Genomic DNA, 21271 nt, shown 5'->3' with positions numbered 1-21271 from the left:
TCACTCACTCACTGACGCTGAAGAAGACTCAGGAATCGTAAAGTAGAAGGTGCTGCCTTGCCCAAACTGACTCTCGACCCAGATTTGCCCGCAGTGTTGCTGCACAACACTGCGGCAGATTGCTAAACCTAAACCTGTCCCTTCGTAGTTACGGGTGTCTGAGGAATCGGCCTGCTGAAACCGTTCAAAAACTAGGTCTATTTTGTCTTCGGGAATCCCTCGGCCCTGATCTTTAACACTGAAGCGAACCCAAGATTGATCGCCCGCTCGTTGCGGTTCTATACGCTTGGCGTTTAGCCAAACGGTACTCCCCGCCTCTGAAAATTTGATGGCGTTACTCAGTAAGTTCGTGAAGGTTTGCAGAATGCGGTCTGGGTCGGCCCAAAGATCAACCGTCAGAGGAGTCACAGACAAGGAAATACCCATGCTGTCAGCCATCCCTTGCATAGTGTTGGCGGCTTGAGTCATCAACTCGGCAGCATTATAGATCTGGAAAGCCATTCTCACATGTCCTGACTCGATCCGTTCCACGTCAAGGATGTCGTTAATCAATCGCACCAAACGATTGGTGCTTTCTGCTGCAATCTTGAGCAACCGCTGACTCTTCTCCGGTTGAGTACTGAGCATCCCGCTCGCCATCATCTGCAGTGAACCGTGAATGGAGGTCAGGGGGGTACGCAGCTCGTGACTGACGATAGAGATAAACTCATCCTTCAATCGCTCCATCACCTGACGATCGCTAATATCTCTAAAGGTGATCACAGCGCCGACAATCTCTCCTCGTTCCTGAATGGGGGTCGCGAGGTACTCTACAGGGAAACAGGACTGATTTTTATGGCAAAAGGTTGCGTTCTGGATGGTCTCAATGGTTCCCGTTTTCATTGAGGCATAAACCGAAGCTAAAGCATCCGGTACATGGGTGTCGGGTAACAACCGCTCAATGGGCTGATCAATCAAGTTAGCAGCAGCGTATCCTAGGTAGCGTTCTGCGGCGGCATTGACGAAGGTGAACTGGCCCTGCCGGTTCAAGCCGCAAAGTCCTTCATCAATGGCATTAAGAATGAGTTCATTTTGATGACTCAACTGCTCTAGATTTTCCTGGTCCTGCTTCCGCTGCGAAATATCGCGCAGGATAACGGTGTAAATCGTTTCTGATTCCAGTTCAAGTTTAGAAATTGAGGCTTCAGCAGGGAACTCGCTACCGTCCTGGCGACGACCATAGACTTCCCGTCGCTCCCCCATTTCTCGGGATGGCTGGGAAGACAGACTATACTTCTCAACCTGCTGACGATGGTTCTGAGCCGACTGGAAGGGCAGCAGCAGATCGAGGGACTGACCGAGGATATCGATTGCGGCATAGCCAAACGTTCGCTCAGCGCCTTGGTTGAAAAGGGTAATATTTTGCTCAGCATCAATGGAAATGATGGCATCATCAGCAATTTCGAGAATGCCTGCAAAGCGGTCTTGGGAGACCTGCAGCGCTTTTTCGGCTTCGCGACGCTCTATGAGTTCTAGGTTGAGCTGCTGATTGACGCTGATCAGTTCGGTGGTGCGTTCTGTGACTTTGCTTTCGAGATTTTTACGAGCTTCCTGAAGAACGACTTCCACTTGCTCACGTTCGGTCAGCTCAGTCTGCAGTTGTTGGTAGAGTTCAGACTGCTGGATTGCGATCGCAAGTTGAGTCGCCAGTCGAGTGAGCAGGTTAATATCTTGCTGCTGCCACTGTCGGGGAGAAGAACAATGGTGAGCAACCAACAGCCCCCAGAGCTGATCCCCTTGCAGAATCGGAACGACAAGGTTGGCCTGGACTTGAAACTGATCGAGTAGCTCCACCAGGCAGGGAGACAAACCAGCCTGATGAATGTCTTCAATACTGAAAATTCGTCCCTTTCGATAGGGTTCAACGTAGGTTTTGGCAAAGCAAGGATCATGAATTTGCATCCCTAGCGCTGACATCCAAGTCTGCGACCCCAGGGACTCAACGAGAACCTTGCCGTTCCAATTAGGCTCAAACCGAAAAATCAAGACGCGATCTGTGTCTAAGACCCGCTGCACCTCAGTGACGGTCGTGTTGAGAACTTCATTCAAGTCCAGGGACTGACGGATATGTGCTGCAATCTCACTTAAAAGTTGTTCATACCTGACCTGCTGTTGAAGGGCGATTTCACTTTGACGACGTTCGGTAATATCAATGCCGGTCCCAATGATATATTCCACATCGTTTTGCGTGTCAAGCAACATCGTATTTGACCAGGCAATCAAATGCCGCTGCCCCGTTTTACTCACCCAATAATTCTCATTTCGGCTAGCATATTTCTTGTTTTCCAGCTCTGTAAAGACGGCTTTGACCGACTCACGTTCTTCAGGAACTAACAGCACATCCCAAACGGCTTTACCTTCCACCTCAACAAAGGAATAGCCCGTTGTTTTCTCGCAGGCCCGATTGAATTGAACAATCCGTCCTTGCCGATCTAAAACCACAAGCAAGGCATCCATGGTTTCCAAGACCGCTTCCTGGAGGTTAAGTGAAATAGAAGCAGCCATCTCATTAACCTCCCTTTGTTGTAGTCAGGGGCTGAACAGAATGTACTTGCCCCCAGCCTCTCGCCTTTGCGGTCTCTGCGATGCAAAAGAGACGCTGCAGCTCAGTCCCCTGATCAGGATACTGGGCATGATCAGGATACTGGGCAATACCAGCACTACAGGTAATCTGCAGCGGGGTGTGATCAGGCGCATTAAAAGTCCTGTGGTCAATGAGGGTCATGAGAGCATGAAACCACTGGCGACCCTCTGTTTTTGTCAGACCCCGCAGTCCCACAACAAAATGTGTTCCGCTTTTGCGAACCACTACATCTCCAGCAGCCTTAGACTGCAGGATGCATTGAGTCACATGTTTTAGAATCTGATCACCCGTCTCGAAACCAAAGCAATCATTGATCTGTTGAATTCGCTCAACCTCTAGCATAATCAGACATAGCGGTTGATGCTTCACTTCGTTCAATAGATTTTCTAGGGTTTGTATAGACTCTTTTCGATTCAGCACTTGAGTCACAGGGTCAGTCTCAGAGATCTGTTGCTGCAGTCTAGAGCGCTCTAGACGATTGAGAATGCGGACCACCAGCTCTGGCCCCACAATGGGCTTACTGACAAAATCATCGGCTCCCACAACATAAACCTGGTTAACCGTCTCAGGCTCAGTGTGAGCGGTCAAAAAGATGATGGGTAACTGCTCCCACTGCGGATCGTTTCGTACCACTTTGCACAGGTCTACCCCGCTAATTTGAGGCATTTCAACGTCTAGAACTAAAAGATCTGGGGAGCAAGCGGTCAGGGTCTCCCAAAATTGACTAGGATCTTTCAGCGTCGTTACAGCAAGCCCCCAAGGTTTGAGGAGCGCAGCCACAGCCTCCAGAATTTTAGGATCATCATCTACAATCATGACTTGAGCTTCAATCAGCCCCGCTGACTGGAGTGTATGTTCGACCCGATCCCACACTTGCTCTGTGGGAAGCGATTTTGATAGGTAGGCCTGCCCTCCCAGACGGGCGGCTGTAATGCGATCAGAGAAGCTCTCTTCTGAAGTGAAAATCAAGACGGGCACCGGGGGGCTTTGTTGAGAGAGCGTTAGGAGAAAGGCTGAGCTTTGTGCTTCGCTTTCAGCCGCCGCAGGTTCATAGAGGACTAGACTCGGATGCTGCCGCTGAATTTGATCTCTCGCTAATGTGATACTCGTAGCGGTCTGACAGCGAATTTGCCGCTGTTGGGCTTCATTGGTTAAGGACTTAAGGGAGATGAGATCGCAATCGACAATCAAAACAACGGACTGCTCATCGCTCTTCATCGGAGCAACCTGCGGGTGATGATCTGCACAGTCAACTTCCTGGCGGAGCGCAGCAACATCTTGCTGCAACTGAAGCACTTGAGTCTTAGTAAGAGCTGTATCAGCCTTCAATAGACGCTCAATATTGCGAGCAACCCGAGATCCTTCTGGAAGACCAAAGGTTCCCAACCCTCCCGCAAGTGTGTGAGCTTCCTGCCGAGCTTTTTGGTGTAGCTGGGGATTAAGGGAGCCGTGATCTAGAGCAGTAGCAGCCTCTTCTAGAACCCCCACCTGCTTGCTGACGCGGGGCTGAAACTTAACCCAGATGTCGGCAATGGCGTTTAAGGTCTGCTGGTGAACTGGAGTTTCGGCAACAGGTACCGTTTGGGATTTTGCCAAATCTGCTAGGGGCTTCAAACGATACCCAATCCCGTAAACGGTCTCAATCAAATCAGTGGGCGCACCGGCTGCTTTCAACTTTTGCCGCAGCCCCTTGATGTGGGTTCTCACTGCATCTTCGCCAGGGATATCTTCGTAGGCCCATAGATGTTCTAGGACCATACCGCAGCTAAAGACCCGGCGATTATTCCGCATTAACAGTTCTAAAAGTCCATATTCCTTGGGCGTCAACTGCAGAAGAGAGTCGTTATAGCGGACTTCACAAGCTTTAGGATCCAGCCTCACCGCTTCCCATTCCAGGATAGGAAGAATTGTTTGTTCCCCTCGACGCAGGAGCGCACGCACGCGAGCTGCAAGTTCTTCAGGATCGAAGGGCTTGACGACGTAATCGTCGGCTCCGGCATCGAGACCCACCGCTTTGTCGTGGCCGTTGTCTTTGCCAGTGAGGAGCAGGATGGGGGTTCTGTGACCTTGCGATCTCAACTGACGACATAGACTCACACCATCTAACCCCGGCAGCATCACATCTGACAGAATCAGGTCATACTCAAACGCCTCCACCAGATCGGCAGCCGTATGACCATCGGCGGTCAGTTCAACCGCATAGTTCTGATCTGTAAACAAGGTTTTCAGAGCTTCAGCGGTTAACGCATCATCCTCGACAATTAGAATTCTCACAGGAGGTCTCCATCGCTGCTGGGGTAATAGATTCAAGCTTGATCTTTCAGATTACCCATAAAACGTTTTACCAACAGTCCAGAGATCCTTAAATCTTGGTCTTTCATGGCTTGGTCATCAGGTAGATTTCAAAATAAGCCAGGAAGTTGAGGATCTTGTGAGGAGCATCAAGCCTGAATAGCCTTCATAAAGTCCTCAGATGATCAGCCTACAGTCAAGGTAGAGACTCAATGTACTCTGCGAAAGGAGATGAGACAATGCAACTCAAATATCGAGGTGTCACCTACGACTACACACCTCCAGACGTCAACTATGGCAAGCAAAAGGAAGCAGGTAAATATCGAGGCGTAGCATTCCCACGCCATATCCTCCATGAGTTCCCAGTAACCAAACCTGAGGCTGACCTAACCTATCGGGGTGTTGAGTATCGCACGGCAGGTCAAAAGCAGCCCGCAGCGGCTGGATGTAAGTCCGCCACCGATGAAGCCCGCTGGTTGATGATGAACCATCATCGAGCCATTAAGCAGCGCCAGCAAAGCATGTTAGGTCGTTTGACGGCTGACATTCACATGGTGGCTGACCCCACCCAATACTGGAATCACATTCAAGGGAAAGTCCATCCCAGCTTTCGAGCCACCTACGATCGCAGCGCTGCAGCCATGAGCTAGCCTGCGCGAAGTCACAGATAGAAGAGTTAACAAATAGGAGGTCTTAGTCATGGGAAATCCAGTTCTGAGGCTGATGAAGACGGTATGGGTGTATCTGAATCAGCCTCTTTTTCAAGATGAAACCGTCATGAATCCATTCAAATTCTCTAAAACTTATAGCAAACAGCTATTAGAGCGTTGTTTTACGAAAGAGCACGAGGCAGAGAAACAGCGAATCTTCTTAGAGCGCTGCTGGAGTCGGTCGTGCAAGACTTTGTGATGTTTAGAATGCTAAAACAAACAAAATGAGAAATTGGACCCGCACAGGTGCTTTCTGGTTTTTGCTGACAAGTGCTTTAGCATTGCTGCTAGTCTTGAGCATAGGAACACTCACGCCTGCCGTTGCTGCCGTCACTCTGACCCGAGAAAGTCAAGGCCAGATGCTTTATCAGTCACAGCAAACACTGCGGGATCAGCAAGGGTATTCTTGGGAGGTCGTTGTCTCAAAACACACAGGTTTTGCCAGTCCACCTACAATATCTTTGCAGCTTGCAGGACCCACTGATAGAGTGAGTGTCGATCATGAACAACCACTCACCCTCATCCCGTCTCATGGAAACACTCTAGAGGCAGTCAGCGTTCCAGAATCACTGTACATAGATCGCCCTCTAGCCCCAAATATTAATCAGTATGACCTCAAGCCAATTGTGTCTGAGTTGAATGGGCCTCTAGAGCTTTCGATAGCTGCCGAATGGCCTTCGGCAATCTCAACTGAAGATGAGAAGACAGTCAAGCTGACGATTCCGGCTCTGGTCATTCAAGAATGGCAGACAGTGGCCACCTGTGCCGATATTCTTTGTACAGGAAGTTGAGTCAGTTATGAACTTTAAGTTCGCGGTTAATGTGGTCGGTTCAGAGCTTCAAAACCGGACACAATATCGAGCAATTCTTCAGTAATCTTGGTCTGACGTTGTTGCTGAAAGATGGCCTGCAGCTCAGTGAGATGCTCTGTAATATTGTTCTGAGCTAACTGCATTGATGTGAGGCGACTAGCATTTTCGCTGGCAAGCGATTCAGCACAGGCACGGTAAAGGGTGACAAAGAAGTGCTGCCGAAATAACGCCGAGAAAAGCTGCTCTCGACTTTGAGACACCATTGGACGACAGCGAGAGGACCAGGGACGCTGCGATCCTCGAATCGAGAGTGGAAAAATCTGCCGTTGGCGAGGGGTAGAGGTTGCGCCTTTCGCGGCTCGGTTATGGAACACCCAAATTTGATCTACCTGTTGTGCGGTTCGCCACTGTTCGAGCTGCAGAACAATGGTTTGTATCTTAGCCGTAATCCCCTCTACGGAAGCGGGGACAGATAGACATCGTTCGATAGGGAAGCCTTGTTCTTGGATGCGATCGCAAACCCGTGATCCCATCCCCAACAAAAGCGGCTCCTTCATCTGTGAAGAAATTCGATTCAACTCATGAATGACATATTGAGCTAACTGTTCATTGAAGCGACCACACATCCCCTGATCTGAGCCAAAAATGACCGCCCCTAGACGACGGTGAACCGATGGCCGTAACTCAGCTAAGGCTTCAGGGTAGTTAATCAGAAAAATCTGCCGTCCCATTCTGAGCGTATGGCTATATTGCTTCAGGGCGATAGCTGCCTGTTCATACTGGCGAATATTGACAGCAGCAAGCGCTTTCATGGTCTTAGCAACAGTTTGCAACTCTTGGGTGCTGGCGATTTGACGCTTCAGGGCTTCGGCGGTTTTCATAGTTCCTACTCCCCTTTATTCCGACCAATTTGATAAGTTCGCTGCGATGCACTGCAGAAGAGAATTGCGATCGTCTTCACTCAGCTTAGTCCCACTCTGAATCCGATCGCAGATCTCCGGTAACTCTCGCTGCACAGCCTGACCGACCTGATCCTCTACCTCAGATACTTGATCGAGGGGGACTGTATCAAATAACCCTTGAGTCACCGCCAACAGCACGGCAATTTGCCCCTCAACCGACAGAGGCTGATACTGTCGCTGCTGCAAAACTTCTCGAACCCGACGACCGCGATCTAAAGACTGGAGGGTTGACGCTTCCAGACGAGTCCCAAACCGAGCAAAGGATTCTAACTCTTCAAACTGTGAATAGGAGAGGCGTAAATCACCCGCAACGCTTCGATAAGCCGGGAGCTGAGCTTTTCCTCCTACACGGGAAACAGATTTCCCCACATCCACGGCGGGGAATATCCCCTTTTGAAACAGATCGGGCGTCAGATAGATTTGCCCGTCGGTAATTGAGACCAGGTTCGTCGGAATATAGGCCGATAGATTTTGGGCCTCCGTTTCGATAATGGGTAGGGCGGTTAAAGAGCCACCGCCTAAATCAGGGTGCAGATGAGTGGCCCGCTCTAATAACCGAGCATGAATATAGAAAATATCGCCAGGGAAGGCTTCACGACCAGGCGGGCGGCGCAGCAGCAGCGACAGTTCACGATAGGCACGGGCATGTTGAATCAGATCGTCGTAGATGATCAACACGTCTCGCCCCTGTTCCATGAAGTACTCTGCCATTGTGGTGGCGGCGTAGGGGGTAATGTATTGCAGGCCGGGTGTCGCTTCGCCTCCAGCCACTACTACGATGCAGTAGTCCATTGCATTGCGATCTCGTAATTCCGCAATTAACTTAGCTACGGCAGAACTGCGCTGGCCGATGGCGCAATAGATACAGATGATGTCCTTGCCCTTCTGGTTGAGGATCGTATCGATGGCAATGGCTGTTTTACCCGTTTGGCGATCGCCTAAAATCAGTTCCCGCTGTCCCCGACCAATGGGAATCAGCGCATCAATCACCTTAATCCCCGTCTGCAGCGGTACCGTCACCGGAGCACGATCCATAATTGCTGGAGCTTCCCGTTCAACGGCGCGACGCTCAAACGTCCTCACTATCCCTCGGTGATCGAGGGGGCGTCCGGTCGCATCCACTACGCGACCTAAAAACGCTTCTCCCACTGGTACGTCTAAGACCCGCCCAGTGCGCTGAACTTCGCATCCCGCCTTCAAAGAACGGCTATCATCGAGCAAAATTAGGCCCACTTCCTCTGGATCGAGGTTGAAGGCAATGCCCATGCGATCTCCAGGAAATTTCACCAGCTCCTCGGATTGAACATGGGTCAGCCCCGTCGCCCGCGCAATACCGTGGCCCAAACTGGTTACCGTCCCTACTTCCTGACTTCGCAATTCAAAGGGATACTGACCTTCAACCTGCTCAAAGGCTGCAAAAACGTCCTCCAAAACCGGCTTCAAAATATCAAGCTCGGGCGTCGCCATTATTTATCCGTCCTCCGCTAATGCGGTACTATCCAAAACCCGTGCTAAATTCTCTTCTAGGCGCTCAAGGTAGTGCGCTAGGTTCCAAGCCAGCTTGTATCCCGGAATCTTCAGTTCAATCCCACACATCAGATCGGGAACGATTACAAACTGGCCCATGCCAAGACCTACCAGAGTCGTGGTCTGCACATACAATGCTTCCAGTACCCTGGCTTGGTCTACAGCCGAAATCGGGAATGTACTCTGAATAACCAGTTCTTGAGCATTTGAGGTTGATAAGGCCGCCTCTAGCGTCTCTTGTTCCTGCACGGTGAGGTGACTCAAATGAACGATAAAAGCTTCGACTATCTGCAGCTCTAAATTCGTGTTCGCCAAGTCTCGAAGCACGCCGCGCACCGTTGTCGCCACCTGCTGCCCCGCCCGCTGCCTGAGTGCCCCCAAAAACACCTGCTTCTCGCACTCGACCGCCGCAGTCCATGTAGCATGGATGCTATCCACATCTTCCCGTGCGTTCTGCAGCAACATTTGTCGATGCTCATCCGCATCCAGTTGGGCCTGCGCTAGGAATTGAGCCTGCTGAGCCTCTAGATCACGCTGCATTTGGCGATATCGTTCCGCTTCTTGTTGAGCCATTTCCTCTTTGGCTGCAGCCTCCTGTAGCTGCATTGCAATGCGGTGCTCTCGCTGTTTCATCACGCGGGTAATCGGAACATAGAGGAACCGCTTCAGCAATGCCACCAAAATCAGAAAATTGATGATTTGGGCAAAGGTGGTTAAGGGATCGATTAGCATTTCCTACCCTCCCCCCGCCGTAATGGCCTGCTCTACGACGTAGGCCCAAAAGGGATTGGCAAAAATCAAAATTAGCGTAATTACAAAGCAGTAAATGGCTGTTGATTCCACCAGCGCCATGCCGACAAACAGCACCCGCGTGATGGTATTAGCTTCATCGGGCTGTTGAGCAATGGCGCTGAGCGCTTGGGATAACGCTCGCCCCTCTCCCAAGGCAGGACCAATGGAACCAATGGCTATAGTGAATCCTGACATCACAATCGAAGCCATCCCGATTAAGGCAATATTATCCATGGGTTTCCTCACTGATAGTCGGATGTTGTTTCTTGTCTACCTGGCTCGCTGCCGCGATAAACACCATTGCCAGAATGGCGAAAATATAGGCTTGAATCAATCCGGTTAATAACCCCAGCATTTGCATGACCACGGGGAATAGCAACGGAGCCACGGACAGCAGAATAGCGACAATCATGGTGCCACTCATGACATTGCCGAACAGGCGAACCGCAAGGGCTACAATTCGCGAGAAGTCTCCAATGATATTAAAGGGCAGCATTACCGGACTCGGCTGTAGATATTGCTGCAGATAGCCCCAAACTCCTTTTTTCTTGATCCCATAGAGGGGGACGGCACAGAAAACACAGAGCGCCAATGCCGTTGTGGTCGAGAGAGACCCTGTCGGAGGCTGATAGCCCGGAACCACGCTGAACAGATTTGAAAACGCAATAAAAATAAAGAGCGTCCCTACAAAGGGTAGATAAGGTCCAGGCGGTTGCTCGCTAATTTCCTGGATCTGGTTGCTAATCCCCAGAACGATAACCTCTAGAAGGTTCTGCCCTCGTGATATCTGCGTCGAGTTTGAGAGCTGACGAGTGATGAGCCAAGAACCCATCACCAGCAGTCCCATGACCAGCCAAGTGAAAAGCAGCGTGGCATTGAGAGAGAATGCTCCCCATTGCCAGATGATAATTTGATCAGGGGTGAGATTCATTTTTTAGCCTCCTCTTGGGTATAACGCTGCTAATCAAAAGATTCCGAGCCAGGAGGAATCCTAGAAAGCAAAGCAGCAATAACGCAAGCAATTGATCGGTCGCGCCGTGCTGAAGAATGAGATGAAAGAAGCCGAGCACAGCTCCCAGACGCAGTAAGAAGCTGGTCCACATTAGTACCACAGGTTTCTTTGTGTGGGTTAGCTGTTGAATGGTGAACCACAAACCGCCGAAGTAGAGTATCCCTAAGCCTCCCCCTAACAAGAGTGCAGTGATTAATGTAGGTGAGATTTCGGTCATGCTTTAACCTCTTGTTTTTGAGGCCACTGCTTGAGTAAGGGGTATAGCAGTACTGGAGAGATGATGCAGGTTGCGATCGCAACCAAGGCCATACCAGCAAAAATTTGAGACGATACTGCCCAATCTCCTAAATCACGCCCTCTCTGCATAATCACCATCGTAATTTCTGCACGAGGAATCATACTAATTCCCAACAATGTCGCACTTGCAGCCTCGCTTCGAGTGATCAACATCAGTCCCCCAATGCCAATGAGCTTACCGAGCAGTGCTACGATCAGGAGCAGTACACTCAATCCCAGCGCAGTTTCCAGAGCCTGCAACTTAATCTGCAAGCCAATATTGACAAAGAAAAAGGGAACAAAGAATTCGTACAGCGCTCCAAAAGAGGCATCCAGTTTGACGGCTTCTGGATCACGGCTAAATGCCAGTCCGGCAAAGAATGCCCCTACAGCAACGGAAAAACCCAATAGTCCAGCTAGAGCAGCAATCATAAAACCAGTCCCCGCAACCATCAACATCGGATCGGGGGCTGGCTCAATCTTGCTGAAAAAATGAGTGAGTGGGTGCTCAATATAGCGGAAAAAGATCAAGCAGAACGTACCAAAAATCAGAACTTTTAATAGGAACGGTCCAAGCACTTCCCCGAGAAGGGGAATGAAACTTATTTCTTGACCACCATTCCAAAACGGAGCAATTGCGAACAATAAGGACATGAGAATAATCGCCGCAATGTCATCCATCTCAGCGATATCGAGGAGTAACTCTCCGTTTTTTGAGTTGAGCGCCTGGGATTCTTGCCATACGCTGAGCGAAATACCCACGCTCGTTGCCACCAGCGCAATGCTAATAAACAGACTGGGAATCAGTGATAATTTCAACAGGAAATAGGCTGTGACAAAACCAAAAGACCCGCTCAGCAGCACATCCCCCGTAAGCAGGAAGCAAGCGTGGGGTAACTGACGTAATAATCCACTGAGGTTGCTCTCTAGGCCAACTCGGAACAGTAACGAGATAATGCCTAGCTCTGCCAGAAAACCATAGACTTCTAAGACGGTGTTGGAGGTTAGAAAACCACGACTATCTAAAAGTTGTAAAACAAAGCCAAGCAACACATACCCCACTAACGGAGCTACACCGATCCGTTCCAGCCCTGCCTTGATCAAAATAGACACCACAACGGTTGTCCCAACCAGCAAGACAAGATAAAGAAGAACCGTCTCATTCATCGACCGCTCTCCTTGCTGATCCAGTACCAGGCATTGAAGCAGCCTAAACCCATCCCAATCACCAACATCATCAGAGTCCAGGAATAGCGACTAGAAATATGCCTGTCGAGCCACACACCCAGCGCAATGCCCAGCAGCGTTGGAATCGCCACCGACCACCCCACTAACCCAAACATCCCTAACCCAAACCAGACGCTCTTCTTCTGTTGACGCGCTTTGATTTTGCGGTCAACCTTACCCTCGACCTGTCTTTGAAACGCATCCTTTCTAGTTGGATTCAAATCCTCTGGGTGTTGTGGTTTGCCCATCAATGCCACTCCCTACAGCGCAGTAAAGTAACGTGCCAAACTTGCTTCTAACTGAGCGAGGGCAGACCGGGTTAATCGTTCTTGTTCATCGATTGCACGGAACTGTTGCTCAACCTGCTGTTTCAAGCAATTTAACTCTGTCCCCTGCGCTGCATTGCGAGTCGAGATCCGAACCTCTGATCCAGACTTCACTAAAATCCCTTCATCTACTGCGACAAAGGTTTCCTCGCCCTGGTCAGCAACCAGCGTCACAATGCCAGGAACCAGAATTGCTAAACAATCAATGTGGTGCGGCAACAGACAAAATGTGCCATGCTCAGCCTCTGCCGTGACTTTACTCACAGACTGGTCAATCAAAATTTCATTCGGCAGAAAGATCTGGATTTGCATGATTTCACAAAAATTTCAGAGATGAAGATAGTCCTAACTCGAAACTCATCCTTCAAAACTCATAACTCGCTACCTCCTCCATCTCGCTACCTCACCACGTTGTCTCACCTCACCAACCGTGCCAATCATGTACAACGCCTGCTCTGGTAACTCTGAAAACTCATCACTCAAGATCGCCTCACAGCCTTCTAGAGTCTCGTCAAGACTCACAAGCTTGCCCGGTATACCCGTAAATTGTTCCGTGGTGAAAAAAGGTTGGGTCAGAAATCGCTCTAATCGACGAGCACGATAAACGGTTTGGCGTTCGTTCTGGGCCAATTCCTCTAGACCCAGCATGGCGATAATGTCTTTGAGGTCTTCGTAGTCAGCTAGGTTCTTGCGGACGGCTTGGGCCACTTGATAATGGCGCTGCCCTACAACAGTGGGCGTCAACATTTTGGACCCTGACTGTAGCGGATCTACGGCAGGGTAAAGCCCCTCACTCGTGCGTCTACGAGAGAGGACAATCGAAGCTGATAGATGAGAAAAGGTATGGACAGCCGCCGGATCGGTGAGATCATCGGCAGGTACATAGACAGCCTGTACGGAAGTGATCGCTCCCCGAACTGTGCTGCAAATTCGCTCCTCTAGCTCAGCTAACTCTGTTGCCAGTGTGGGCTGATATCCAACGCGAGAAGGCAACTGTCCCATCAAGCCAGAGACCTCTGAGCCTGCTTGGATAAAACGGAAGATGTTGTCAATCATGAGCAAGACATCTTGATGAGCCTGGTCACGAAAATACTCGGCCATGGTTAGGGCTGCGTGACCCACGCGAAAGCGCGAACCTGGCGGCTCGTTCATTTGACCGAAGACCATCACGGTATTGTCGATCACCCCAGCCGCCTTCATCTCTCGGTAGAGTTCTTCCCCTTCTCGGGAGCGTTCGCCAACGCCGCAGAAAATACTGACACCGTTGTACCGGCTGACGATGTTGTGGATCATTTCGGTGATCAAAACCGTTTTCCCCACTCCAGCACCACCAAACAGTCCGGCTTTGCTGCCTCGCTCTAGGGGAGCCAAAAGATCAATGGCTTTAATCCCTGTCACTAAAATGTCGGTGCCCGTGGCCCGCTGGTCGAGGGGAATGGGGCTGGCATGGAGCGATCGCCGCTCCCCCTTTACAGGACCGTTGCCATCAATCGGTTCACCAAACACGTTAAAGACTCGACCTAAGAGATGTTCGCCCACGGGCACCTGTAGGGGTTGCCCGGTGTCGGTGACCTGCGCTCCTCTTGCCAGACCTTGGGTGGGCGTGAGGGCGATGCCTCGGATCACGTTGGCGCTGAGATAGGTGACGACTTCAATCGCAATCTGATGTTGAGTTCCTGTACGCAATAGATTGCAGAGTTCAGGTAAGGAGTCCTGAAAATAAACATCAACGACGCTGCCTCGGATCGCAATCACCTGGCCTTGGGAAGGAACCAATGGCCTCCCCTCCTTCGATACAAATTGAGTTTGGATCATTGAATTGCCGCACCTAGAGAGCAAATCGCAGGGCTTTATCCGAGAAATCTCTACTTAGGATTTATAAACCGATAACTTGAGGAACTTGTGAAGTATCTACACCTATAACCTCATAAGACTGCAGTAAGCGACATCAAAAGCTGGGAAGAACCCAAAAAGTTTGTTATCGAGACAATTACATAACTGACATTAGCCGCTTAGCAAATTCGGGGAAGCTGTTCACCACTTAGCATGTCAACAATGCGCTGAGTTCCAATTCTGCTCTTGATAGTGACACGAGCCGCTGAACTCTCTGTCACTTGACCAATAACCTGGGCCAAGGGATGATTTTGGCTGTGCAAAATGGAAAGGGCTAGATCAACAGATTTTTGCGGGATAAATGCTACAAATCGTCCTTCGTTAGCAACATATAACGGATCAAATCCAAGAATCTCACAGGCTCCCTGCACATCTTTTCGGACGGGAATGCTTGTTTCTTGGAGTGCGATTGTAACCCCTGCGGCTTCTGCAATCTCGTTCAACGCACTCGCAAGCCCCCCCCGAGTCAAATCTCGTAAACAGTGCAGCTCAACCCCAGCCTCTAATAGCTTTAGCACTACATCATTGAGCAAAGCAGAATCGCTCTCAATATTGCTTTCAAACTCTAGCCCTTCCCTAACTGCGATTACGGCAATGCCGTGGCGTCCAACGTCACCGTTGAGCAACACGACATCTCCGGGGCGTACAGACTGCGGATGGATCACTTGCTCGTGCTCAATCACACCAACGCCCGCTGTATTAATAAACAGACCGTCGCCCTTGCCTCGTTCTACAACCTTTGTGTCTCCTGTTACCACCCGTACATTAGCCTGCTGAGCGGCCTGATGCATTGATTGCACAACTTGCCAGAGCGTATCCATCGCTAGCCCCTCTTCTAGAATGAAGCTGGCGCTGAGATATAGGGGACGAGCACCCGCCATTGCTAGATCGTTGATGGTCCCGTGAACGGCCAAAGAACCAATATCACCCCCAGGGAAAAATAGGGGATGTACCACATAGGAATCGGTCGTAAAGGCGAGGCGTCCTGACGGCATCTCCAACACTGCCGAATCGTGCTGACAACGCACCTCTGGCTGGAACAATCTCATAAACATCTGCTCAATGAGCTGATGCATTAATTTGCCACCGCCCCCATGGGCCAGAAGAACATGCGGGTATTGCTCAATGGGAATCGGACAAGACAGCGAACCCGTTTGCATCAGCTACATCGATTAAGAACTGCATCGACATTTAAGCATGGCTCATTACACCATCATTCCCCAACCAAAAGAGGAGTGCTAACGCATTCTGAATTTGAGTTCTCAGCGTTCCTTTACGGCAGACTTTGAGCTTCAACTCGTCTTCAATGAGCATCTGAGACAACCGGAGGACAGAGGCTTGCCACATCAAAAGCGCCAGAGCATCTCTCCATTCCGCAACATGGAGACTCTTCGGAGAGAGCTTCAATCCCCAATGCATTAGAGACTGCACGGTTGGACTCCCTGCCAGAGAAATTACACAGGGCATTGGGACACCTGCGGGGCTGAGAAAGGGGGGAGATGAGATCGGTGATGGATGATCCGTCGGCTGAGACCCCGATAGCGGTTCTGTAAGAGGAGCATCCCAAGAACCGAACTCAGTCTGAGTCTGTTCGGAATGTTGGCTTGAATTAGTATTAATCATCGCAAAATCCTCCCATTCAGCAACAACTATTTGAGACTTTTTGGGCAGATAGATGCCCCTTGGACGAACTCTTGCTGAAAGACTTCGATGTTTTTCCGATCTGGTTTTCCGTGAGCAATGACTGAAATTAGATGTCGATGCAAGATTTCTTCCGTTGTCTGGCCTGTATCTATACCCTCCAAAGCTATAACCATCGGCATAGAAGCCTCGTAGGGATGGCCAAATTCATTCATTACCGCCAGGAAATCGGCCTCCAACTTAGGCTCGATGCATCCGTCAAATTTCATCCGAATCAACCATCCCTCAGGTGAATGGACAACAGTAACGTAATCCAAGGGAAGGTGATCGCGTTTAATCAAATAGTCGATCGCTTCAAGTGTGAGGCTAGCATTCGCAAAAAAGTAGAGGTACTCCATAGTAAAAGTTAGCTCCTCAAATTCATACATGGTTTAGATTGCCACACACCAACTCTAAAAAATTACTTTGAGGTTTCTATGAGGGAGAAATTATGATCTGTTACTAATCCACTGCCCTGCTTTGATCTGCTCACTGGGATGCAAAATCACCTGATCACCTGCTTTCAATCCTTCATCAACCGCAGCCTCTAAACTACTTCGCTGACCAATCACCACCTGACGCCGCTGGGCTTTCCCCTGCTCAGCCACAAACGTACACCAGTCCTGATCGCCACAACGAAACAGGGCACTCAAAGGAACTTTCAAGGCGTCTTCATCTTCCCAAACCACGATTTGAGCTTCGACCCGATAGCCATCCCCCAAAGACCGAGGTGGATTGGCAAAATTGGCAATCACATTCACACGCTGCTCATCGACCCCCAAGGCGGAAACCTCTGTGAAGGCTGACGGTTCTAAGTAGCGGACTTGGGCCTGCAGAGGTTGCTCTCCACCCCAGTGTTCAATGTTGATTGAGGCACCTGGTTTGACTTTAACTGCATCGGTGGAGAGAACATCGATTGCCAATTCCAGTTGGGTAGCATTGCCTAACTCAAGGAGCGGATCGCCTGCCTGAACAAAGCGAGCACTTTCTTCCATCACTCGGAGTACATTCCCCCCCACCGGAGCGCGAACAGCAGTGCGACGGGCTTCATCGGCAAGATTGGTCAACGTGGATTCTGTACTGGCAATTTGAGCGCGATAGACATCCTGGAGGTAGTCAGGATCTTTCTGCTCGGCCTGGAGGACAGATAGCGCTTTTCGGGCTGCGGCTACATTTGCTGCGGCAACTTCCACCTGATTCCGGGCGGCCTTTACTTCTTGTTGCCGTTGAGTCTCAGCTAGCTCTGCATCTTCTCTAACCTTACGAGATTGGGCACCGGATTTCTCAAGGTCTTGGGCGCGTTTGCGATCGCGACTTGTCTGAGCGAGGTCGGCCTGGGCTTCTTGATATTTAGCTTCGGCTTGTTGTTGGGTTGCGATCGCACCTTGAATCTGGGCTTGGGCTTGGGCCAATGCCGCCGACTTAGGGCGTTGGGTCTCTACTCCAGCCAACTGAGCGCGTAGCTCCCGCAGTCGAGCCTGCGACTCTCGCACCTTGATATTGAGGGGCAGCGGATCAATTCGAGCGATCACGGTGCCGCCTTTAATTGGGTCACCCGGATCTAGGTCAATGCGGGCTAGACGACCGGAGACAGAGGCCGCGACGGTGAAGCGATCTCGCACTCTAGTTTTACCCTCTGCATCTACTGTGACCTGGAGGGGACCGCGTTTGACTTCGCCTAAATCTACGGGGATGGGAGAGGGGCGGAAGGCCAAGGCGATGAGCGTGACGACGCCTAGACCGGCTAGCCAGTAGGGGAGGCGTTTGGGAATTTTGAATTTTGAGTTTTGAGTTGAGGAATGGTGAGATGGAGGGGGGGCGGACTGTGGGGGATCGCCATCAGAAACGGTTGGAGATGGAGGCGGCTCCGATGGGGGTGGTTGGGGGTGTCGCACTCTAGGGAGTGGAGACCGATGTTGTTGTTGAGTCATCAGTGTTTTCTCCTCATTCGCGTGTTTTGAGGACTGCAATTAAATCAAGGTGATTGAGCTGGCGGCGGATCAGCCATCCTGAACCAAGGGCCGCGATCGTAATCACGAAAAAGGCGAAGGCGTAGCTGGCGGGAGTGACGATTAACGGGAAGCGAAATAGCTCCCAGTCGTAGGCTTGGGTAATCAGGGCGGCGAGGCCGAATCCGATGCCACATCCCAGAGGGATTGCAAGGGCGGTGACGATGGCCTGTTCGCCCAGCAAGATCACAGCGATTTCTGCCTTGGTGAACCCTATGATCCGTAGGGTTGCCAGTTCACGTCCTCGTTCTGAAAGGGCAATTCGGGCCACGTTGTAGACCACGCCAAAGGCAATTACGCTGGCAAAGATAACCAGGACCGTCGTGAAGATGGTGAAGCTCTCGGCAATCGTTTTGTCGAACTCCTCAATGACTCGCTCGCGGAGAGCGACACTTGCGACGGCAGGTGTTTCTTTAAGCTCAGCATAGAGCTTGCTCAAGTGGTAAGAGTCCACCGAGAGGTAGGCTCCTGAGACGGTTTGGCCTTCTCGCATTAAGGTGTTGATCGCATGGATATCCATATAGGCTCCTAAACCGATCAGTTCGTCCACCAACCCCACCACCGGAACGGTGCGAATGGGGCGTTCTCCTTCTAAAACCTCTACCGTGAGCGGATCACCCACGTTGACGCCCAGAATTTCGGCTAACTTTGTGGTCAAGACCACGCCATTGCTCGGTAAGGGAACTGGATGCAGGTCTTGATCTAATAGACGACGCAACTCACCCTGAGGTTCGAGGCCCGTCAACCCAGTGAGATGGGTTTGATGCTGAAAGCGTAGACGCGCCGGTATGGCTCGGAAGGACTCGGCCTGCAGTACTCCTGGCAACTGCTTCAGTTCATAACGGGCGCGACCGGACAGTGGCTCATTAAAGACCAGGGTGACATCATCGCGCTGCACCTGGCGAAACTGAACTTCAACGATGTAGTTCGTGGCATCCTCAAAGTAGCGACCGATAACGAGAATAGCGACGGCTGCGGCAATGCCGATGATGGCTAAAGCAGCCTGAATCCACCGCCGTTCTAGATTGCGGACAATAATTTGACCGACGGGGGACAAGAACCGCTGCAGTCCCACTCGTTCTAGAATCGTGGCTCGATATACTGCGGGAGGCTCAGGTCGCATCGCTTCTGCGGGGGGAAGGGAGACGGCCTGTTTGACTGCTGTTAATGTCCCGAGGACCGCTGCGCCGACGCTGACTTGAATTGCGATCGCAACTACATTAAACCCCGCCCGGTACTCCAAAACTGGAAAGTGGTAGAAACGGGCATAGTTCTCAGTAATCGCAGCTCCGAACCAGACGCCTAGAGCGGTCCCTAATCCTGCCCCTAGAATCGTAATCGCCAGCACCAGCTTCACGTAGTGCAGACCTACGGCAAGATTGCTATAGCCAAAGGCTTTGAGCACAGCAATCTGATCGCGTTGAGTACTCACCAGTCGTGCCAGCACCAAGTTCAGTAAAAACGCTGCAATCCCAAGAAAGATGATGGGAAGCATCACCGCTGACGCCGCTAAACTCTCAATCTCACTGTTAATAAACTGATGCGAGATTTGGTCCTCTCGCGGGTAAGCCCCCAGGCCTCCATAGGGTTCCAAGAGTTGATCGAGCCGAAAAATCACCTCTGATTGATTGGTCCCTGGCATCAACGACAGCGCCACATCATTGAAAGCGCCATCAAGATCAAAGGCGGTCCCCAGAGCTTCGCGCCCCATCCACATCACACCAAAACGCTGATTATCAGGAAAAAGCTCCGTTCCTCGAATTTCGTAAACGTATTCGGGGGATAGGGCAACGCCCACAATACGCAACTGCTGCCATCGTTCATTGATCACTGCACCCAGTGTGTCGCCAATCTCTAGATTATTTGCTTGGGCAAATACTTCACTGACTAAGACTTGCTCCCGCTGTCCCGGCTCGATATATTGGCCTTTGCGAATAAATAAATCGTTCAAAATCGGCATCTGCTGCTCAGGGATAGCAATAAGCCGTCCCGTTGCGGGTTCCGCCAACTTTGGCACATCTAAGTTCACATCCACAACGACCCGTGTCTGCACCTGCTGTACACCGGGAATTTCTGCAATCCGAGCTGCAAGGGAATCTGGTGCTCGTTTGAGCTGCACAAACACGTCTGCAAACCGATAGCGATCGTAGTAAGTTTGCTGAGAAAGCTGTAGGGAATCATAGGCACTGAGCATGGAGACCAGACAGGCTATGCCGCAGGCTACGATCAGTGAGATCGCAACTAATTGCCCCTTCAGATGAAGAAGATCACGCAGGAGCTTTTGGTCCAGAGATGTCATTTACCACTCCAGCTCCCCTGGCGACTCCTTCTGTTCATTTCGCTGCACCGTTACGATCTCCCCACTCCGCATTGTGATTACCCTGTCAGCCATCGCTGCGATGCCAGCATTGTGTGTAATGACCGCTGTTGTGGTGCCTAAATCTTGATTGACTTGGGCGAGGGCTTCGAGGACCAGTTTGCCAGTCTGAAAGTCTAAGGCTCCCGTGGGTTCGTCACAAAGGAGGACTTGAGGGCGTTTGGCAATGGCTCTTGCGATCGCAACTCTCTGCTGCTCTCCCCCCGAAAGCTGAGCTGGGAAATGATTGATGCGATCGCCCAAATGAACCCGCTCCAGCGCCTCCCGAGGGTGCATTGGGTGGGGAGCGATATCGGTGACCAAAGCAACATTCTCGCGGGCCGTCAGGCTAGGAATCAGATTGTAGAACTGGAACACGAAGCCCACGCTCTCACGACGGAATCGGGTGAGAGTCCGATCATTTGCAGCGGTTAAATCTTGGCCGTGAAAGGTGACTTGACCACTGGAGGGAATATCAAGCCCCCCAAGGATATTCAGCAGGGTTGATTTACCACTTCCGGATGGGCCTAATAGAACAACAAATTCACCTTCATAGAGGTCCAAATCTACTGCTCTGAGAGCCTCAACCGTCACTTCGCCCATCACATAGGTCTTCGTTACACCTCTGACCTGGAAAAGACTATCGCGAGGAGCTGTGATCGTTAATTGGGTTGGGTCGCTGGGCGATTCTAAAGAGAACATGGTAGACAAAGAGCACAACGACATTGAGTTAATAGAAGAGAGCAATCGCCTCACATCTCAGCCTAAAGAAGC

General features: G+C 50.9%; 20 protein-coding genes. 2 read left to right on the top strand and 18 right to left on the bottom strand.

The annotated features are described in order from the left end of the window. Together C1752_RS23930 and C1752_RS23925 are read right to left on the bottom strand one after the other, a co-directional pair. Nucleotides 1–2544, bottom strand: coding sequence for a PAS domain S-box protein (locus C1752_RS23930; protein ID WP_110988573.1), 2544 nt, complete (start codon nucleotides 2542–2544; stop codon nucleotides 1–3). Between the two features lie 4 nt (nucleotides 2545–2548). Continuing rightward, nucleotides 2549–4897, bottom strand: a complete 2349-nt coding sequence (locus tag C1752_RS23925) for a response regulator (RefSeq protein ID WP_110988572.1) — start codon at nucleotides 4895–4897, stop codon at nucleotides 2549–2551. A 257-nt stretch (nucleotides 4898–5154) separates the two neighbouring features. Here C1752_RS23925 and gifA point away from each other — a divergent pair, with 257 nt between their 5' ends. Continuing rightward, nucleotides 5155–5565, top strand: a complete 411-nt coding sequence (gene gifA, locus C1752_RS23920; RefSeq protein WP_110988588.1) for a glutamine synthetase inactivation factor IF7A — start codon at nucleotides 5155–5157, stop codon at nucleotides 5563–5565. A gap of 284 nt (nucleotides 5566–5849) precedes the next feature. Further along, nucleotides 5850–6416, top strand: a complete 567-nt coding sequence (locus C1752_RS23910) for a DUF3122 domain-containing protein (RefSeq protein WP_110988570.1) — start codon at nucleotides 5850–5852, stop codon at nucleotides 6414–6416. Between the two features lie 26 nt (nucleotides 6417–6442). On the opposite strand, the gene C1752_RS23905 is transcribed toward C1752_RS23910, so the two are convergent. From C1752_RS23905 to C1752_RS23830, 16 genes are all read right to left on the bottom strand, one after another. Beyond that, the gene (locus C1752_RS23905) at nucleotides 6443–7318 is read right to left on the bottom strand and encodes a F0F1 ATP synthase subunit gamma (protein WP_110988569.1); all 876 of its coding nucleotides are present in this window, start codon (nucleotides 7316–7318) and stop codon (nucleotides 6443–6445) included. A 15-nt stretch (nucleotides 7319–7333) separates the two neighbouring features. Then, nucleotides 7334–8866: an alternate F1F0 ATPase, F1 subunit alpha gene (locus tag C1752_RS23900; protein WP_110988568.1), complete on the bottom strand. Its 1533-nt coding sequence runs from the start codon at nucleotides 8864–8866 to the stop codon at nucleotides 7334–7336. A 3-nt stretch (nucleotides 8867–8869) separates the two neighbouring features. Further along, nucleotides 8870–9658 carry a F0F1 ATP synthase subunit B family protein gene (locus C1752_RS23895; RefSeq protein WP_110988567.1) on the bottom strand — a complete coding sequence of 263 codons (789 nt, stop codon included), beginning with the start codon at nucleotides 9656–9658 and terminating at the stop codon, nucleotides 8870–8872. A gap of 3 nt (nucleotides 9659–9661) precedes the next feature. Further along, nucleotides 9662–9952 carry a F0F1 ATP synthase subunit C gene (locus C1752_RS23890; protein ID WP_110988566.1) on the bottom strand — a complete coding sequence of 97 codons (291 nt, stop codon included), beginning with the start codon at nucleotides 9950–9952 and terminating at the stop codon, nucleotides 9662–9664. Then, nucleotides 9945–10649, bottom strand: a complete 705-nt coding sequence (locus tag C1752_RS23885) for a F0F1 ATP synthase subunit A (protein WP_110988565.1) — start codon at nucleotides 10647–10649, stop codon at nucleotides 9945–9947. Before C1752_RS23885 ends, C1752_RS23890 begins: the two co-directional genes overlap by 8 nt. After that, on the bottom strand, nucleotides 10633–10947 hold the full coding sequence (locus C1752_RS23880; RefSeq protein WP_110988564.1) for an ATP synthase subunit I: 315 nt from the start codon (nucleotides 10945–10947) through the stop codon (nucleotides 10633–10635). Before C1752_RS23880 ends, C1752_RS23885 begins: the two co-directional genes overlap by 17 nt. Next, a complete protein-coding gene (locus tag C1752_RS23875; RefSeq protein WP_110988563.1) occupies nucleotides 10944–12173 on the bottom strand; it encodes a cation:proton antiporter in 1230 nt (409 codons plus the stop codon). Before C1752_RS23875 ends, C1752_RS23880 begins: the two co-directional genes overlap by 4 nt. Continuing rightward, nucleotides 12170–12481 carry an AtpZ/AtpI family protein gene (locus tag C1752_RS23870; RefSeq protein WP_110988562.1) on the bottom strand — a complete coding sequence of 104 codons (312 nt, stop codon included), beginning with the start codon at nucleotides 12479–12481 and terminating at the stop codon, nucleotides 12170–12172. Before C1752_RS23870 ends, C1752_RS23875 begins: the two co-directional genes overlap by 4 nt. Nucleotides 12482–12493: 12 nt before the next feature. Next, nucleotides 12494–12871 carry a F0F1 ATP synthase subunit epsilon gene (locus C1752_RS23865; protein ID WP_110988561.1) on the bottom strand — a complete coding sequence of 126 codons (378 nt, stop codon included), beginning with the start codon at nucleotides 12869–12871 and terminating at the stop codon, nucleotides 12494–12496. A 69-nt stretch (nucleotides 12872–12940) separates the two neighbouring features. Further along, nucleotides 12941–14374 carry a F0F1 ATP synthase subunit beta gene (gene atpD / locus C1752_RS23860; protein ID WP_110988560.1) on the bottom strand — a complete coding sequence of 478 codons (1434 nt, stop codon included), beginning with the start codon at nucleotides 14372–14374 and terminating at the stop codon, nucleotides 12941–12943. 197 nt (nucleotides 14375–14571) lie between these two features. Continuing rightward, nucleotides 14572–15612, bottom strand: a complete 1041-nt coding sequence (hypE, locus tag C1752_RS23855) for a hydrogenase expression/formation protein HypE (RefSeq protein ID WP_110988559.1) — start codon at nucleotides 15610–15612, stop codon at nucleotides 14572–14574. A gap of 31 nt (nucleotides 15613–15643) precedes the next feature. Beyond that, the gene (locus tag C1752_RS23850) at nucleotides 15644–16075 is read right to left on the bottom strand and encodes a hypothetical protein (protein WP_110988558.1); all 432 of its coding nucleotides are present in this window, start codon (nucleotides 16073–16075) and stop codon (nucleotides 15644–15646) included. Between the two features lie 26 nt (nucleotides 16076–16101). Continuing rightward, a complete protein-coding gene (locus tag C1752_RS23845; protein ID WP_110988557.1) occupies nucleotides 16102–16521 on the bottom strand; it encodes a hypothetical protein in 420 nt (139 codons plus the stop codon). Nucleotides 16522–16581: 60 nt separating this feature from the next. Continuing rightward, on the bottom strand, nucleotides 16582–18063 hold the full coding sequence (locus C1752_RS23840; RefSeq protein WP_110988556.1) for an efflux RND transporter periplasmic adaptor subunit: 1482 nt from the start codon (nucleotides 18061–18063) through the stop codon (nucleotides 16582–16584). Between the two features lie 13 nt (nucleotides 18064–18076). After that, the gene (locus tag C1752_RS23835; protein ID WP_110988555.1) at nucleotides 18077–20440 is read right to left on the bottom strand and encodes an ABC transporter permease; all 2364 of its coding nucleotides are present in this window, start codon (nucleotides 20438–20440) and stop codon (nucleotides 18077–18079) included. Further along, a complete protein-coding gene (locus tag C1752_RS23830) occupies nucleotides 20441–21199 on the bottom strand; it encodes an ABC transporter ATP-binding protein (RefSeq protein ID WP_233501854.1) in 759 nt (252 codons plus the stop codon). Nucleotides 21200–21271 lie beyond the last annotated feature (72 nt).

The sequence above is a fragment of the Acaryochloris thomasi RCC1774 genome, from assembly GCF_003231495.1.
Lineage (GTDB): Bacteria > Cyanobacteriota > Cyanobacteriia > Thermosynechococcales > Thermosynechococcaceae > RCC1774.
Note: the sequence above shows the minus strand (reverse complement) of the source record. Positions and strands in the feature narration are given on the sequence as shown.